At 62.9% G+C, this 14,372-nt stretch carries 13 protein-coding genes; 6 read left to right on the top strand and 7 right to left on the bottom strand.

What is annotated here, in order from left to right; genetic code table 11:
* The 4 genes from HMPREF2781_RS04075 to serS all read right to left on the bottom strand — a co-directional run bounded on the left by HMPREF2781_RS04075 (position 1) and on the right by serS (position 5,967).
* Positions 1–738: an MIP/aquaporin family protein gene (locus HMPREF2781_RS04075; protein ID WP_070443264.1), complete on the bottom strand. Its 738-nt coding sequence runs from the start codon at positions 736–738 to the stop codon at positions 1–3.
* A gap of 76 nt (positions 739–814) precedes the next feature.
* A complete protein-coding gene (locus tag HMPREF2781_RS04070) occupies positions 815–2,539 on the bottom strand; it encodes a glycerol-3-phosphate dehydrogenase/oxidase (protein WP_070644484.1) in 1,725 nt (574 codons plus the stop codon).
* A gap of 330 nt (positions 2,540–2,869) precedes the next feature.
* Entirely contained in the window at positions 2,870–4,615 is a 1,746-nt protein-coding gene (locus HMPREF2781_RS04065) for a lysophospholipid acyltransferase family protein (protein ID WP_070644483.1), read from the bottom strand.
* Between the two features lie 89 nt (positions 4,616–4,704).
* Positions 4,705–5,967: a serine--tRNA ligase gene (gene serS / locus HMPREF2781_RS04060; RefSeq protein ID WP_070644482.1), complete on the bottom strand. Its 1,263-nt coding sequence runs from the start codon at positions 5,965–5,967 to the stop codon at positions 4,705–4,707.
* Positions 5,968–6,033: 66 nt separating this feature from the next.
* On the opposite strand from serS, the gene HMPREF2781_RS04055 reads away from it, so the two are divergent.
* From HMPREF2781_RS04055 to HMPREF2781_RS04045, 3 genes are all read left to right on the top strand, one after another.
* Positions 6,034–6,765: a GntR family transcriptional regulator gene (locus HMPREF2781_RS04055; protein ID WP_201828980.1), complete on the top strand. Its 732-nt coding sequence runs from the start codon at positions 6,034–6,036 to the stop codon at positions 6,763–6,765.
* Between the two features lie 73 nt (positions 6,766–6,838).
* Complete coding sequence (locus HMPREF2781_RS04050; RefSeq protein WP_070644481.1) at positions 6,839–7,954, top strand: septum formation family protein; 1,116 nt, start codon at positions 6,839–6,841, stop codon at positions 7,952–7,954.
* Positions 7,955–7,983: 29 nt separating this feature from the next.
* Positions 7,984–8,331 carry a metallopeptidase family protein gene (locus tag HMPREF2781_RS04045; RefSeq protein ID WP_070644480.1) on the top strand — a complete coding sequence of 116 codons (348 nt, stop codon included), beginning with the start codon at positions 7,984–7,986 and terminating at the stop codon, positions 8,329–8,331.
* A 53-nt stretch (positions 8,332–8,384) separates the two neighbouring features.
* Here the strand turns inward: HMPREF2781_RS04045 and HMPREF2781_RS04040 are convergent, their stop codons facing one another.
* Both HMPREF2781_RS04040 and pheA read right to left on the bottom strand, forming a co-directional pair.
* On the bottom strand, positions 8,385–9,032 hold the full coding sequence (locus HMPREF2781_RS04040; protein ID WP_070443250.1) for a histidine phosphatase family protein: 648 nt from the start codon (positions 9,030–9,032) through the stop codon (positions 8,385–8,387).
* Between the two features lie 11 nt (positions 9,033–9,043).
* A complete protein-coding gene (gene pheA / locus HMPREF2781_RS04035; RefSeq protein ID WP_070644479.1) occupies positions 9,044–9,955 on the bottom strand; it encodes a prephenate dehydratase in 912 nt (303 codons plus the stop codon).
* Positions 9,956–9,996: 41 nt separating this feature from the next.
* On the opposite strand from pheA, the gene HMPREF2781_RS04030 reads away from it, so the two are divergent.
* From HMPREF2781_RS04030 to HMPREF2781_RS04020, 3 genes are all read left to right on the top strand, one after another.
* Positions 9,997–11,142 carry an amidase gene (locus tag HMPREF2781_RS04030; RefSeq protein ID WP_070644478.1) on the top strand — a complete coding sequence of 382 codons (1,146 nt, stop codon included), beginning with the start codon at positions 9,997–9,999 and terminating at the stop codon, positions 11,140–11,142.
* Positions 11,139–11,837, top strand: coding sequence for a CPBP family intramembrane glutamic endopeptidase (locus HMPREF2781_RS04025; protein ID WP_070443245.1), 699 nt, complete (start codon positions 11,139–11,141; stop codon positions 11,835–11,837). Before HMPREF2781_RS04030 ends, HMPREF2781_RS04025 begins: the two co-directional genes overlap by 4 nt.
* 83 nt (positions 11,838–11,920) lie before the next feature.
* Entirely contained in the window at positions 11,921–13,324 is a 1,404-nt protein-coding gene (locus HMPREF2781_RS04020; RefSeq protein ID WP_246821767.1) for an LCP family protein, read from the top strand.
* Positions 13,325–13,432: 108 nt separating this feature from the next.
* Here the strand turns inward: HMPREF2781_RS04020 and HMPREF2781_RS04015 are convergent, their stop codons facing one another.
* Positions 13,433–14,362, bottom strand: a complete 930-nt coding sequence (locus tag HMPREF2781_RS04015; protein ID WP_070644477.1) for a DUF5926 family protein — start codon at positions 14,360–14,362, stop codon at positions 13,433–13,435.
* Positions 14,363–14,372: the final 10 nt, after the last annotated feature.

Raw genomic sequence — 14,372 nt, 5'->3', positions numbered from 1 at the left:
TTAAAGGGCTATGGATAGCAGGCCAACGGCGACGGCCGAGAGAGTCGGCGCGACGACCGGAACCCAGGCATAGCTCCAGTTTCCAGTGCCCTTGTCTTTGATGGGGAGGACAAAGGCGTACATGATGCGGGGGCCGAGGTCACGAACCGGGTTGATGGCATATCCGGTGGGGGTGCCGAGGGACAGACCGATAGACACGATGACGAAGGCCACGCCGAAGTAGCTCAGCGGACCGAGCTCGCCGCCGGCAGGACCGAAGGCGATAAACATAAGCAGCACGGTGGTAGCGATGAACTCTGTCACTGCGTTCCAGCCGTTATTCGGGTGCGCCGGGTTCGTAAAGAAAATACCGCCGGTATTCTTGTTGGCTCCGGTGACGTTGCCGGCTTCGTCGACATTGTTGGCATCGAAAAGCTGCTTAAACGTTGCCCACGCCAGGAAAGCACCGAGCATGGCGCCCAAGATCTGACCCAGGAGGTAATAAGGCACAAGGCTCCACTCAAGAGAGCCGTTGACAGCGAGCATGATGGTCACCGCCGGGTTAAGGTGACCGCCAGTGGGGTCCGCGATGCTAGCACCCAAGTAGACGCCGAGGCCCCAGCCCATTGCGATAACGATCCAGTCTGAACCGCGCGCCGCGGAGGTGCGGAGGTTTACAGTGGCGCAGACGCCGTTACCCAACAGGAGCAGCACTGCCGTGCCAAGGAACTCCCACAGGAATGCATCAGTTCCGGTCATAACTTGTCCTTTCTCTTTTGCCTAGGACAAAGGCCCAGCGAGAGACAGCAAACGTCCTCGCTGGGCCCCGTGACGCTTAGGCTTCTTCCTTAGTGGCTCGTGCGCTGCCAGCGCGCTCGAGAATGTCATTTGCCTCACGGTCGGTGAGGGCAGCCTCGGCGGCAAGCTCCGCCTCGGTGTGCTGCTTGAAGTGGCTAACCTCGCGCTCAATGTCGCTCTGGTCCCAGCCCAGCAGCGGCGCGACGAACTCAGCAATCGGCTGAGCAGCGGCAACGCCTCGGTCGGCGAATTCGATGGCTACGCGCAGGCGGCGAGACACGATGTCGTCGATGTGCAGTGCACCCTCGTGGGTGACGGCGTAGCGGGCCTCAGCCCAGATGTAGCTCTCAGCGCCCGGAATCGGCTCAAGGAGGGAGGCATCTTCGGCGGCCGGAGCCAGCACCTCGCTGATGAGCGAACCGTAGCGGCCAAGCAGGTGCTCGATGCGCTTCTCGTCGAGGTTGTAGCGGCGAGCAAGCGCCGGAACCTGGTTGGCCAGAGCATGGTAGCCGTCCGCGCCCAAGATCGGGGTGCGCTCGGTGACGGATTCTGCCACCTTGAAGCCCAGTTCCTTAGCGGCCAGGTCCACCGCGTCCTTACCGATGACGCGGTAAGTCGTGTACTTACCACCAGCAACGGAGACGAGGCCCGGGGCTACTCGGGCAACGGCGTGGTTGCGGGAGAGGTTGGTGGTGGAGTCGGACTTACCGGACAGCAGCGGGCGCAGACCGGAGTAGACACCAACGATGTCCTCGCGCGTGATCTTGTTGCGCACGCGCTGGTTGACCTGGTCCAGAATGTAGTCGATATCCGCCTTCGTCGGAGCCGGGTCCGGCAGGGACAGGCCCTTCTCCCAATCGGTGTCGGTGGTACCGATGATCCAGTACTCGCCCCACGGAATGACGAAGAGCACGGACTTTTCGGTGACGAAGCACAGCGCGGCATCCGCATCGAGGGCATCCTTCGGGACCACGATGTGAACGCCCTTAGAGGCGTGAACGGTGAACTTGCCCTCCGCGCCGGCCATGTCCTGAATCTTGTCGTTCCAGACACCCGTGGCGTTGATGAAGACCTTGCCCTTCACGGTGGTCTCGCGGCCGGTCTCGAGGTCACGGACCTTTGCGGCGGTGATGCGGCCGCGGTTGTCCTTCTCGAAACCGATAACCTCAGTGCCGGTGCGCACGCTTGCGCCATACTCAGCGGCGGTACGCAGGACGGTCATGGTGTGGCGGGCGTCGTCGACAAGCGTGTCATAGTAGCGCACGCCACCGACGACGGCATCCTCCTTGAGGCCCGGGGTGACCTTGAGCACGCCCTTGCGGGTGAGGTGCTTCTGCATCGGGACGCTCTTGGCACCACCCATGAGGTCATAGAGGGTAAAGCCGCCGAACATCATGACGCGCTCCCAACCGCGGTGGGTCAGGGGGAAGATGAACTTCAGCGGCTTGACCAGGTGCGGGGCCAGGGTCGACATGTTGAGCTCGCGCTCCTTGAGGGACTCCGCAACGAGGCGGAAGTCAAACATCGCCAGGTAGCGCAGGCCACCGTGGAACATCTTGGAGGAACGCGAGGACGTTCCTGCCGCAAAGTCTTGGGATTCCAGCACGGCCGTCTTTAAACCGCGGGTGGCCGCATCCACCGCAGCACCAGCGCCGACTGAGCCGCCGCCGATAATGACGACGTCATAATCCTCGGTGGAGTAGTCGTTCCATGTCTTTTCAAAATACTCAGGGTTGAAGCTGTTAATACTCGTCGTGGTCATTGTTGACCGAGTCTCCTCTCTCGCTGCACGGCGTCAGAAAGCCCTGCCCTCGTTGACGGTATGCGCAGCATATTGTGCTCATCCACCACGCACCCAGTGTGCCGATTCCTCGGCTAATTGCTCGGATAGCGGATGAAGAAGAAGTTTTCTCCCACTGCCAATGCTATAGATCACCCAATTTTCTCTCTGGAGACGCTACTCACACGTAAGTTCCGCTTCCGTAAGCTGGATCTTTTAAGACATTCCATAGGTGGACAAAATAAAATAACACCCCCTTCCGGGGGTGCTAACGGGCGTTCCGAACGCTTCTTAAGTCCAGGGTGTCAAGACTTATTTCTTCTCCTGCTGCAAGCGCGCCATGGCCTCCAGCACCTCGGCCATTCCGTAGCGCTCAGTGGAATACGTCACCGCCTGCGCAGCCTTAATCACCTCAATGGGCGCAGTCTCAAGCGCCACCATGCGCACGGCGACGCCCTCCCCGCCCTCCGCAAACGTTTCATCACCAGGCTCATTCGCAAAGAATAGAAGGTCCGCAGGCTCGACTCCGATCCTTTTCGCCACAGCCGCCAGCCCCTCGGCGGGCGAGGACGCCGTGACTACTACGCCCCCAGGAGCATCGTTGAACTGTGCCCCGTCAGCACCTTCTGAACAGTCGATCCGCCAACAGGATTGGGGGAGGTCGCCAAAGGCTGCAGCGTCGAGCACCTCTCCCTGCGGCGAGAGCACCACCAACTCCTCCACTTGTGGGTGCAAGTGCGTCAGCGCTTCCTGAAGCCGCCTCGAGATTTCCCCGTTCTCCATGCTGAGCGCACTCTGATCAGCCACAATCACGCGCGGCACCTCAGAGTATTGAGCCTTCACGCGGTGCGGCAGGCGGGAGACAATAATGCGCGATTGCGTCGCCGCAGAAAGTAGACCCTGCTCCACCACGGAACCGGCAAAAATCTCCTTGCTGCTCGCAGTCATAGAGGCCTGGGCCTCGACCACATCGGACTTCAGTTGCGCCATAACCTCCGTGACCTTGTCGCGGCCTTCTCCGACGCCGCGCATGGCTTCCTCGACCACCGAGTTAAGGTTCTCCTTGATCCATTCCAGGGTCTCTGGAGCAGTACGCGGGCGCTCTTTGCCTTTGTCAGTAGCTGAGCTTTCAACTTGTGCGCCGTCGTTTTCTTGCGTGGCGTCGATGTTCTCGTCGCCAAGCTCTGCTCCCGATTCTCCGGAATCAGCCCGCTTCATCAGCGCCATCCGGTCCCGCATGAGCTCCACGGTGGCCTCGGAGACGCGGTCCTTGAGGTTAGTCAGGTCATCACGCAGCCGGCGCACGCGGTAGCGCTCAGACTCCACCTCGGAGTCCTGGGCCTCAGCCTCCTCCAGCGTTGGTGCCCCACCACCCTTGCGGGCGGGCACCCAGAACTCCCCGGCTGGCATCGGTCCGAACTCCGCCTCATACTCCGCCCACAGGCCCTCCAGGGCCTCCTGCATCCGACGGCGCACCTCCGCGATATCCGCGTCAAAATCGCCCGTCGTGTAATAAGGCTCCAAAGCCTTAATCAGCACCGGCGTCTTCGTGCGGCCCAAGTGCTTCTTCTGCCCCTTCGTCCAAATACGCTGGGAGCCAAAGATAACCTGCGGAATAATCGGCACGCCCGCACCATGCGCAATACGCGCCGCACCGTTACGCATGCTGCGAATTTCAAAGCTGCGGGAAATCGTTCCCTCCGCGAAGACCCCCACGAGTTCCCCACTCTTGGCTAGTTCGATGCCTTTGACAATCGACGCCCCGCCATCGATACGGTCCACCGGGACATGCCCCATGACCTGAAAAAGCTGCCCGGCCACCGGCACTTGGAAGATGGAGGCCTTAGCCAAGTAGCGCACCAAACGGCGCTTGCGGTAAGCCAAGAAGGCCCCGAAAAGGAAATCCATGTAACCCGTGTGGTTGCACACGATGACGGCTCCGCCCTTATCCGGGATATTCTCCTCCCCGGACAAGCGCATCTTGAGCCCCTGGGCCAGAGTCACCCCGCGGCCGATGTGTGTGATCTGCCGGTAGAGGAAGTTAGTCACAGCGCTCATGGTGCTCCAAACAGCTAAGACCCCGCCGTCGAGAGCAGCGAGGAGGGACAAGAGAGGGCGGCGCGCGAAGCCCCGCGCACCGCGTTCTTCTAGGAGTTTACGGGGTACAGCACGTCCTTGCCCACGAATGGGCGCAGGGCCTCCGGAACCACCACGGAGCCATCTGCCTGCTGGTGGTTCTCCAGGATGGCCACGAGCCAGCGGGTGGTAGCCAGGGTGCCATTGAGCGTGGCGGCGTACTGGGTCTTGCCGTTCTCATCGCGGTAGCGCGTGGACAGGCGGCGCGCCTGGAAGGTGGTGCAATTCGAGGTCGAGGTGAGCTCGCGGTACGTGCCCTGGGTGGGCACCCACGCCTCGTTATCGAACTTGCGCGCCGCAGAGGAGCCCAAGTCTCCGCCCGCGATATCGATGGTGCGGTAGGGCAGTTCCATCGCCGCCAGCATGTCCTTTTCCATGTTCAGGAGCTTCTGGTGCATCTCCTCGGCGTCTTCCGGCTTGCAGTAGACAAACATCTCCAGCTTGTCGAACTGGTGCACGCGCAGGATGCCGCGGGTGTCCTTGCCGTGCGAACCTGCCTCGCGGCGGAAGCAGGAAGACCAGCCTGCATACTGCAGCGGCCCCTTGGACAGGTCGATGATCTCTTCCTTGTGGTAGCCGGCCAGAGCCACCTCTGAAGTGCCAACCAGATACAGGTCATCTGCCGGCAGGTAGTAAACCTCATCCGAGTGCTGACCCAAGAAGCCAGTTCCCTGCATGACGTCCGGGCGCACAAGCACCGGCGGAATCATCAGCTTAAAGCCTGCCTCACGCGCCTTCTGCGCAGCCAACATCAACATACCCAGTTGCAGGAAGGCGCCGTCACCAGTGAGGTAGTAGAAACGTGCGCCGCCTACTTTGGCGCCCCGCTTGACGTCGATAAGCCCCAGCGTCTCACCCAGCTCCAGGTGATCCTTCGGTTCGAAGTCGAACTGCGGCTTTTCACCGACCTCCTCGAGGACGATGAAGTCATCTTCGCCACCCGCCGGAGCACCCTCCACCACGTTGGAAAGCTGATACTGCAGCTCCGTTACCTTGGCCTCGGCCGCGGCCGCTTCCTCGCCGGCCGCCTTGACCTTCTCCTTCAGCTCGTTGGAGCCCTCCAGCAGCGCTGGGCGCTCCTCGGGGGAGGCCTGGCCAATCTTCTTGCCAAAGGCCTTCTGCTCCGAGCGGAGCTGGTCTGCCTTCACAATGGCCGCGCGGCGCTGTTCATCGGCGGCGAGCAGCTGGTCCACCAAAGCGGGGTCCTCCCCACGGTTTACCTGGGAGGCGCGGACGACATCGGGATTTTCGCGAAGAAACTTGAGATCAATCACGCCGGATAGTCTAGCGCACGGCCATACCTTTGCGCTGGTCATAACCAGCGCATTATCATGAATAACATGGCACCTCACATTATTACCGACGGCCCCGTGCCCAAGCACGCTCAGCTGCGGGATATTCTCTCCGAGCTCTGCCGAACCACCCTCAAACCCGGTGACATCCTCCCAGGCGAGCGCATTCTCGAAGAAACCTACGGTGTTTCCCGCATCACCGTACGCCGCGCCATCGGTGATTTAGTGGCCGAAGGCCGCCTGCGGCGGGTGCGAGGCAAGGGCACCTTCGTGGCTCCGAACCCACTCGTCTCCCGGCTCCATTTGGCATCCTTTTCCGATGAGATGGGCTACCAAAAAGTACAGGCTTCCTCGAGAATCCTGCTGGGTGAGCGCAGCACCGCCCCCAGTGAGGTCTGCGAGTTTTTCGGCACAGAAACCACCGTGGCCCACACCCACCTGCGGCGCCTGCGCTTGGGCGATGGCGAGCCTTATTCCATTGACGATGGTTGGTATAACTCCGCCTTCGCGCCGACGCTGCTAGAAAATGACATCTATAACTCCGTCTACGCGATTCTGGATAGCACCTTCAAGGTCCCCATCACCGAGGCCGAGCAGACAGTCACCGCGGTGGCGGCGGAGGACGACATCGCCGAGCTTCTCGACGTCCCCCCGAACACCCCGCTTCTCCACATCACCCGCCTCGCCCGCTCGGGGGACCGACCGGTTGAATGGTGCTCCTCGGTCTACCGCACTGACCGCTACCGCCTTACGACCCACGTCTCCCGCTCGCATACTTAGCGGCTCCATGGTGGCGAACAGCGCTGGGCGGGCTAGAAGCCAGGGCCGCTAAGGGAGTAGTATGAGGAGTTCTATGAGCACTTCATCTGCATGGCGCTCCGCCTCCGCCATCCGCGTCGTCCTCGTTGCAGCCGTGGCCGCGGCCGTCTTCATGGCCTCCTACGGCCTCTTTAGCGGCGAGCCAACCGGCACCGATTCGGCCGGGAATGACTCCGCTAGCTCCAGCGCCGACGGCAGTCAGGCCGCCGATCCTTCTACCGCCGACGGTGAAGCTGCTCCCTTCACCACCGCCTCCGCTGGGGCATGCGTGACCTGGGACATCGCCCCGGATGGCACCGCCACCGGTTTTGAGCAGATCAGCTGCGATAAACCACACCGCTTCGAAGTCTCGGCTCGCGAGGATCTCAGCGCCTACCCCACCAGCGAGTTCGGCCCCAACGCCACGCGCCCCGACATCACACGCCAAAACGCCCTGCGCGATGAGCTGTGCGAAGCACCCACGGTGAGCTACCTCAACGGCAAGTGGGATCCCAACGGGCGCTATGACATTGCTTCCATCCTGCCCCCGGCCGCATCCTGGGATCAGGGTGACCGTACCTTGCTGTGTGGCCTGCAGACTACCGACGCCAACGGCGTACCGCAGGAATCCACCGGCAAGGTCAGCGAGGTGGACCAGGCGGTCGTCGCCAAGCCCGGCGAATGCCGCAAGGTGGATGATAAACAGGTACTCAATACCGTTCCCTGCCAGGAACCACACCAGATGGAGACCGTATCCGTCATCAACCTGGCCGAAAAATTCCCCAATGGCTACCCCAGCGATGAGGACATGGATAAGTTCCTCTCCGAGACCTGCACCCAAAATGCCATGGATTATTTGGGCGGCGAGGAGAACCTCTACCAGTCCACGCTGCAACCTTTCTGGGGCGCGATGAGCCGCGAGACCTGGGAGAGCGGATCCCGTTCGGTGAATTGCTCGCTGATCCACATCAAGGACGGTCACTTCTCCGAGATCACCGGCTCTGCCACAGGGGGACGCGAGGCCCTGAGCATTAACGGCGCCCCGCCGACCGAGCAGCCGAAGCGCAACCCATTGCGTGACCCGAATGCTCAGCCGGGCGGCGAGAACGCCGAGCCAGCTGGTGCAAACGCCGCTCCCGCCACCCCCGAGGCTGCGGCTCCGGCCCTCTAGGCTCCGGTCATTGAACAGGAAGTAGCCACATGTACGCAGTCAGCGAAGATCGCTTCGAGGAACTGGTCGGCGAGGCCCTCGATAAAATTCCGGATCGCTTCGTTGATCAGATGCGCAACCTGGTCATCCTCGTCGAGGAAGAGCACCCGGAGAACCCTGAACTGCTGGGGCTTTATGAGGGCGTCATGCTCACGCAGCGCACCGCCTCACACACCGGCTACCTGCCGGATACCATTTCCATTTACCGGCAGCCTCTGCAGGCCATCAGCAACTCGGAAGAAGAGCTCGCCCACGAAGTCATGGTGACCGTCTTCCACGAGGTCGGGCATTACTTCGGTTTCGAGGAGGAGCGCCTCCACGAGCTCGGCTGGGGGTAGGTGCCCAAGGCACCTACCGTGACCACAACGAAACCTACCGCGGCCGCAGCGGGTTAGACTTCGGTATCCGCCCAGCGCTTGAGCGTCCACTGGCCAAAAGGCTGGCCCTGCGGCTCCATGAGGGTAAAGCGGCAGTTCGGCATGTAGCCGGTATAAGCAAAGTCTGGGTCCACGCCGCAGGCATGCCTCGTCACTACGCGAATGGCGGCGCCGTGGCTGACGACGACGATGTCTTCATCATCCTCCAGCTCCGCAGCGAGATCCTCCAACACCGGTTGGTAGCGCTCGAGCACATCCACGTAGCTCTCACCGCCAGGCATCCGGGCGGACTCATCACCGTCGAGCCAGCCGCGCAGTGCCACCATGTATTCGCGGTGGGTATCCTCACTACCGCTCATTTCATGATCACCGGCAAAGACCTCGTGCAAGCCTGTACGCACTTCCACGGGGACATTGCGCTCATCGGCGGTCTCGCCGAAAGCACGGGCGGCCAGCATCGCGGTCTGCTGGGCGCGCAAGGCAATGGAACACACAAAGCGCACACGGCGCCCTGCGCACAGTTCAGCTAACTCGCGGCCGACATCTTCCGCTTGGCCGCGGCCGCGCTCGGTGAGCTCGGCGCCTGGGGGCCGGGTATCCATAACGCGGTCAATATTGGAAAAGGTCTGGCCGTGGCGCAGCAGGATAATTCTTCCGGTCATGCTTCACCACACTATTGGCCGGTGCGCGCCTGCGCTACCCATTCATCGGCTTCTTGCAGCCGCGCCAGATCCCGCGGGCCCTCCCCGAGTGCCGTGGCGGAAGGCCAGGAACCAACGAACACGACGTCCTCCGCCCGCAGCCACAGTGCCCGCAGAGCCTCCGCCACCGGCTGGTCCTCAATGTGTCCGATGAGATCGGCGTGGAAGCGATAGTTACCGAAGACGATGCGCAGCGGGCGGGATTCGATGCGGGAGAGGTCCACCCCGCGGTGCGCGAATTCCTGTAGGGCCCCTACCAGGGAGCCCGGCTCGTTGGGCAGGGTGAAGATGACGGACGTCCTGTCGTTGCCGGTCCGCTCGGTCGGCTTTCCGGCCGGTCCCACGAGGACGAAACGAGTCGTGGCCCCCGCGACATCTGCCACATTCTCCGCAATAGAATCCAGTCCGAAGACCTCCGCTGCGCGGGCAGGGGCGGCAGCGACATCCACCTCCCCGCGCGCCACGGCCTGCGCCGCCGCACCATTCGACGCCGCCGGAACATACTCCACGTCCGGCAAGTTCTGCTTCAACCAACCGCGCACCTGCTGGTAGGCCACGGGATGCGTAGAGAAGGTGCGAAGATTCTCTGCGGTAGTGCCGGGGCGCACCAGAATGGAGAAGGACACCGGCAGGTCTACCTCGCGGTAGATCTGGACCCGGGAGCCGTCGGCAAGCGCGTCAAAGGTGGCAGTAACCGGCCCGTCCACGGAGTTTTCGATAGCCACGCAGGCATAATCCGCCGCACCGGAACGCACCGCCGACAGCGCCTCGGCCGGGGAGCTCACCGGCATCCCCTCGGGGGAAGCAAAGTCTGCGGCGAAATGCTGCATCGCCGCTTCCGTAAAGGTTCCAGCGGGCCCGAGGAATGCGATCGTGGTGCTCATGACAGCAACTTTATCTCACACAACTACTAAACTGAGCCGCCATGGAGAGCACCGAGTTCACTCTGGACAAGCTGCGCGAGGACCTATCTGGTCTGAGCCCTGCGGAGCACGGCTTCACGTACTTCGACCTCGAACGCCGGCCGCAGGCGCACGGGCGTTTGAGCGGCTGGATTCTCTCGGTTAAGGATCTCAACGATGTCGCCGGCATGCCCACCACGCTCGGGCATGCCGAGCGTGCCTACGTGGCGGAGGAGACCGATCCTTTCGTGCAGGAGCTTATCGACGCCGGTGCGCTCGTCGTCGGCAAATCCGCCGCACCCGAGCTGGGTCTGCGCGTCGACACCGAACCTGTCGGCCTGCCCCACCCCGATAATCCGCTCTACCCAGGCCATACCCCGGGTGGCTCCTCCGGCGGGGCGGCAATCCAGGTGGCCCGGGGCCTCATGCGCGCCGCGCATGCCTCCGACGGTGGCGGTTCCATTCGCGTGCCGGCCGCTGCCTGCGGTGTCGTCGGCTTTAAGCCCGCCGGCGAGGACCTCTCGGTGCAGGGGTTCATCACGCGCAGCATCGCCGATACCGCAACTCTGCATGGCCTTAACCCGCGTGCCCGGCGCGCCCGCATCGGCGTGCTGACGGATCCCCTCTTCGCTCAAGCTGAGGTAGCCCCGCACATGCTGCGCGCGGTCGCAGAGGCCACCGCTACCTTTGAAGGCGCGGGTTTCGAAACCGTGGCTATCTCCCCCTATCCCCAGGCCGCCCGCACCTTTGAGGCCTTCCAGCACATCTTTAGTCGCCGGCTGGCTGGCCTTGACTTCGCGGAGGGTTACGCGGAGTGGATCCGTGCGAAGGGCCGGCGCGTCACGGACTCCGAATTCGCCGCGGCCCGCGCCCACGCCGCCCAGCTACCGGAAATGCTGGCACAAGAGTGGGACGTCGACGCCATCTTGAGCCCCATGCTGGCCTTCGATCCACCCCGGCGCGGGCACTTCCTGGCACGGGAGCACCAGGCCAACTTCGATGAGCAAACGCGGTGGTCACCGTGGGGATCGTTGTTCAACGTGGCGCAGCTGCCCGCTATTTCTGTGCCCTGGCCGGTGCGCGATCACCCGCCGGTAGGCGTGCAGTTAGGCTCACTCACGCTTGACGAGTCCTCCCTTCTCGGCCTCGCCCAGGTGCTTCACCCATGACCGCGCGCTCACGCCTGCGCGCGGAAATCCTCATCGTCCTCACCATCACTTTTGGAATCTCTGGTGTTCGCGCCGTGCTACGCCTGACCGATTCTCTGCTCAACCCGGCCCCGCTCAACGAGCAATCGGTCACCATCAACGCTTCGCAGTCGGCGACTTCGCTACTGGACCTTGCCTTCCAGCTCTGCAGTGCCGCCGTGCTGTGTGCCTGGGGAGCGCTTGCCCTTTATTTGATTTCTTTTCCGCCCCGCCCACAGTGGCGGGACGGCCTGCACGGCGCGGCGTTGGCGGCGGTTATTGGGCTTCCCGGGTTGGTGCTGTATTACGTGGCGTTGCACTTCGGCTGGACCAAGGAGGTGGTGCCGGGGGCCTTCGATAGCTGGATTGAGATCCCGGTGCTGCTGATTAAATCCTTCGCCAACGCCTGGGCGGAGGAACTGGTGGTGGTGTACTGGTTCATGACCAGGCTCAAGCAGTCTGGGTGGGCCTTACCCGCAACGCTGGCCGCCTCCTCTATCTTGCGCGGTTCTTACCACCTCTACCAGGGAGTCTCCGCCGGCTTTGGCAATATCATGATGGGCCTGCTTTATGGCTGGTATTTCCACCGCACCGGGAAGGTATGGCCTCTGGTCATCGCGCACTTTCTGATCGACGCCGTCGCTTTCGTGGGCTACGCACTGCTCTTCGGCGCTTAAGCGGTGCCCGGACGCCGAAAAGACCACCACCGCGCCCTGTGGGATAGGTGGGGCGCAAGTGGTTTCGCGGTACAGTGTTCCCCATGACCTACCAAGGACGCGATCCCGAGCGCGAAGCTCGCCGTGCTGGCGAGCCCCACGGCACTCCCCGCCGCGCGGGCTCCGCTGATTCTGCGAGGCCTTCCCGCCCCTACGACCCGGCTGGCCCGCACGCCTCACATGCCTCCGGCCAGGACGCGGGCGAATTTGTCCTTGGTGCCGATGGGCAGCCCTTGCGTGATCGCTACGGCCGTCCGGTGCGCCGCCGTCCATCCACACAGCGCAGCACGCCGTCTCAAAATTCCCCACGCACCCAGCGTCCCACCCCGCGTCGCTCACGGCCGGAGGAAACCCGCTTCGACGTCGATGCCTACATGGCCCAGCACTCCCCCGCGCGCCCAGCGCCCCGCCAGAGCGCGGCCACCCGGGAACCTGCCGCCGGCGCATACCGGCGAAGTCCCGACGCACCGCCACGCAGCTATTCCCCACAGGCTCCCTCCCGCGGGCGTGCCGCAGGACGCCCACATAGCCGCCGCAAGAAGGTCAACCCGGTCAAGCAAGCTTTCGGTTGCCTGGGCTGGCTGGTCGTCATCGCCCTCGTCTTCATGGTGGCCTTCACCTTGTGGACGGATTCACGCCTCACCCGCATCGATGCCCTGCCCACCGAACAGGTGGCGCCGACCTCTGGGACGAACTGGCTGTTGGTGGGCTCGGACTCCCGCCAGGGCCTCACCGAGGAACAACAAGCGGAGCTAGGTACCGGTGGCGATGTAGGCGTCGGCCGCACCGATACCATCATGCTGCTGCACATCCCCAGCTCCGGAAAGGCCCAGCTGGTCTCCATTCCACGCGATAGCTACGTCGACGTGCCCGGCTTCGGCATGGACAAGGTCAATGCTGCCTTCACCTACGGTGGGCCCCAGCTGCTGACCCACACCGTGGAACAAGCCACCGGCCTCCACATCGATCACTATGCGGAGATCGGCATGGGCGGCTTGGCAAACGTCGTGGATTCCGTGGGCGGCGTGGAGATTTGCGTCAAGGAGCCCATCAACGATCCGCTCGCGGGCATCGACCTTCAAGCGGGCTGCCAGAAGCTCCGCGGCCCAGATGCCCTTGGCTACGTGCGCACCCGCGCTACCGCGATGGGTGACTTGGACCGCGTCGAGCGCCAGCGCGAGTTCTTCGCCGCGCTGCTGGATAAGGCAACGTCCTTCTCCACCATTGGCAACCCCTTCAAGGCCGTCTCCCTGGTCAACCACACCACGGATTCCTTCATCGTCAACGAGAAGGACCACGTGTGGCATCTTGCCCGCGTGGCGCTGTCGATGGCCTCAGGCGTGGAGACGACGACGGTGCCCATCGGCGGTTTCCAGGACACGGTCGTGGGCAATGTCGTCCTCTGGGATGACGCTGAGGCCCAAGCGCTCTGGGACTCCATGCGCTAAGGCTTCGACCGGTCGTTTCGATCAATTAAGGCTCCAAAACCGCCTTGAGGTTTTGGAGCCTTAATTGATCGATATGTACCTAAGCTTTGGGGCTAAAGCACCCAGGAACTAGCGCAGCGTCACCTGACGGGACTTAATGTTCTGCAGCTGCTTGCGCTCATCGGCATCGAGGTTGGCGTCGTTGGAAATCTCCTCTTCCAGCGCCTTATTCACGCGAGACAGCTCGGACTCGTAAGAATCGTGCGCGACCTCTGGGTCGAGGTCGAAGACCGGGGCGATGAGACCATGCGTGCGGAAGACACCGGCGAACTTGGTGTTCTCGCCCAGGTTGAGCTCACCGCGAGCGGCAATGCGCGCAAGCGCATTGAGGAAAGCATTCTCGTCATCGCAGGGGCGGACCCAGCGGATGTGAGCCTTGCCGCCACCAGCGTTGGCCCAGAAGGCGGTGCCGACGAAGCCTTCGGCCTCCTGGCCCACCTGGTAGGACTCGATGACGGAATCATTGGCTCGCTGCAGTGCCTGTGCCATCTGCGGCGGAACCTGCGCGCCCTCCGGCATCCACCACGCGAAGTCCTGGTAGACGTTGATCTCCAGCTCGGCGTCCTCCTCCAGCAGCTCCTTGAGCTCCGGCTGGGAACCATCAGCAGCAGTGGACTCGAGGGTGGAGCCCGGCGCGTTGTTCTTCACCCAGTTCAGAGCAAAAGCCAAGTCGCGGCCCGGGTTGTGGGTGTGGGACTGCACCTGCAGGCCCACGAAGGCCTCACCACCGGATTCCTCATCACGGATGAGCGCCGCGGTAGCACCGGGCAGCACGGTGGCGACGTAGACATCCTTGTCGAAGCCCTTGACGGACAGCTTCGCCGTTGCGGAAGGAACAAATTCCTGCAGGGCGACGAGGCTAGCCTCAGCGGCCAGCCCACCAAAGGGGCGAGGGTCCTTTTCCAGGGCAGCGCGCTCGGCGGCGCGGGCAGCGAGCTTAGCTTGGCGGCGGGACATGCCCTCCGGCAGCTGTTCGTTCTTCTTTTTCTTCTTGGCCATACTGAACAAC

It is taken from the genome of Corynebacterium sp. HMSC062A03 (genome assembly GCF_001811145.1).
GTDB classification, from domain to species: Bacteria; Actinomycetota; Actinomycetes; order Mycobacteriales; family Mycobacteriaceae; genus Corynebacterium; species Corynebacterium aurimucosum.
This window is presented reverse-complemented; position numbering and strand designations above follow the sequence as displayed.

Coding starts and splice junctions, on each gene's coding strand:
- HMPREF2781_RS04075 (WP_070443264.1), bottom strand. CDS start 738: ATGACCGGAACTGATGCATTCCTGTGGGAGTTCCTTGGCACGGCAGTG.
- HMPREF2781_RS04070 (WP_070644484.1), bottom strand. CDS start 2,539: ATGACCACGACGAGTATTAACAGCTTCAACCCTGAGTATTTTGAAAAG.
- HMPREF2781_RS04065 (WP_070644483.1), bottom strand. CDS start 4,615: ATGAGCGCTGTGACTAACTTCCTCTACCGGCAGATCACACACATCGGC.
- HMPREF2781_RS04055 (WP_201828980.1), top strand. CDS start 6,034: ATGGCACCTCACATTATTACCGACGGCCCCGTGCCCAAGCACGCTCAG.
- HMPREF2781_RS04050 (WP_070644481.1), top strand. CDS start 6,839: ATGAGCACTTCATCTGCATGGCGCTCCGCCTCCGCCATCCGCGTCGTC.
- HMPREF2781_RS04045 (WP_070644480.1), top strand. CDS start 7,984: ATGTACGCAGTCAGCGAAGATCGCTTCGAGGAACTGGTCGGCGAGGCC.
- HMPREF2781_RS04040 (WP_070443250.1), bottom strand. CDS start 9,032: ATGACCGGAAGAATTATCCTGCTGCGCCACGGCCAGACCTTTTCCAAT.
- pheA (WP_070644479.1), bottom strand. CDS start 9,955: ATGAGCACCACGATCGCATTCCTCGGGCCCGCTGGAACCTTTACGGAA.
- HMPREF2781_RS04030 (WP_070644478.1), top strand. CDS start 9,997: ATGGAGAGCACCGAGTTCACTCTGGACAAGCTGCGCGAGGACCTATCT.
- HMPREF2781_RS04025 (WP_070443245.1), top strand. CDS start 11,139: ATGACCGCGCGCTCACGCCTGCGCGCGGAAATCCTCATCGTCCTCACC.
- HMPREF2781_RS04020 (WP_246821767.1), top strand. CDS start 11,921: ATGACCTACCAAGGACGCGATCCCGAGCGCGAAGCTCGCCGTGCTGGC.
- HMPREF2781_RS04015 (WP_070644477.1), bottom strand. CDS start 14,362: ATGGCCAAGAAGAAAAAGAAGAACGAACAGCTGCCGGAGGGCATGTCC.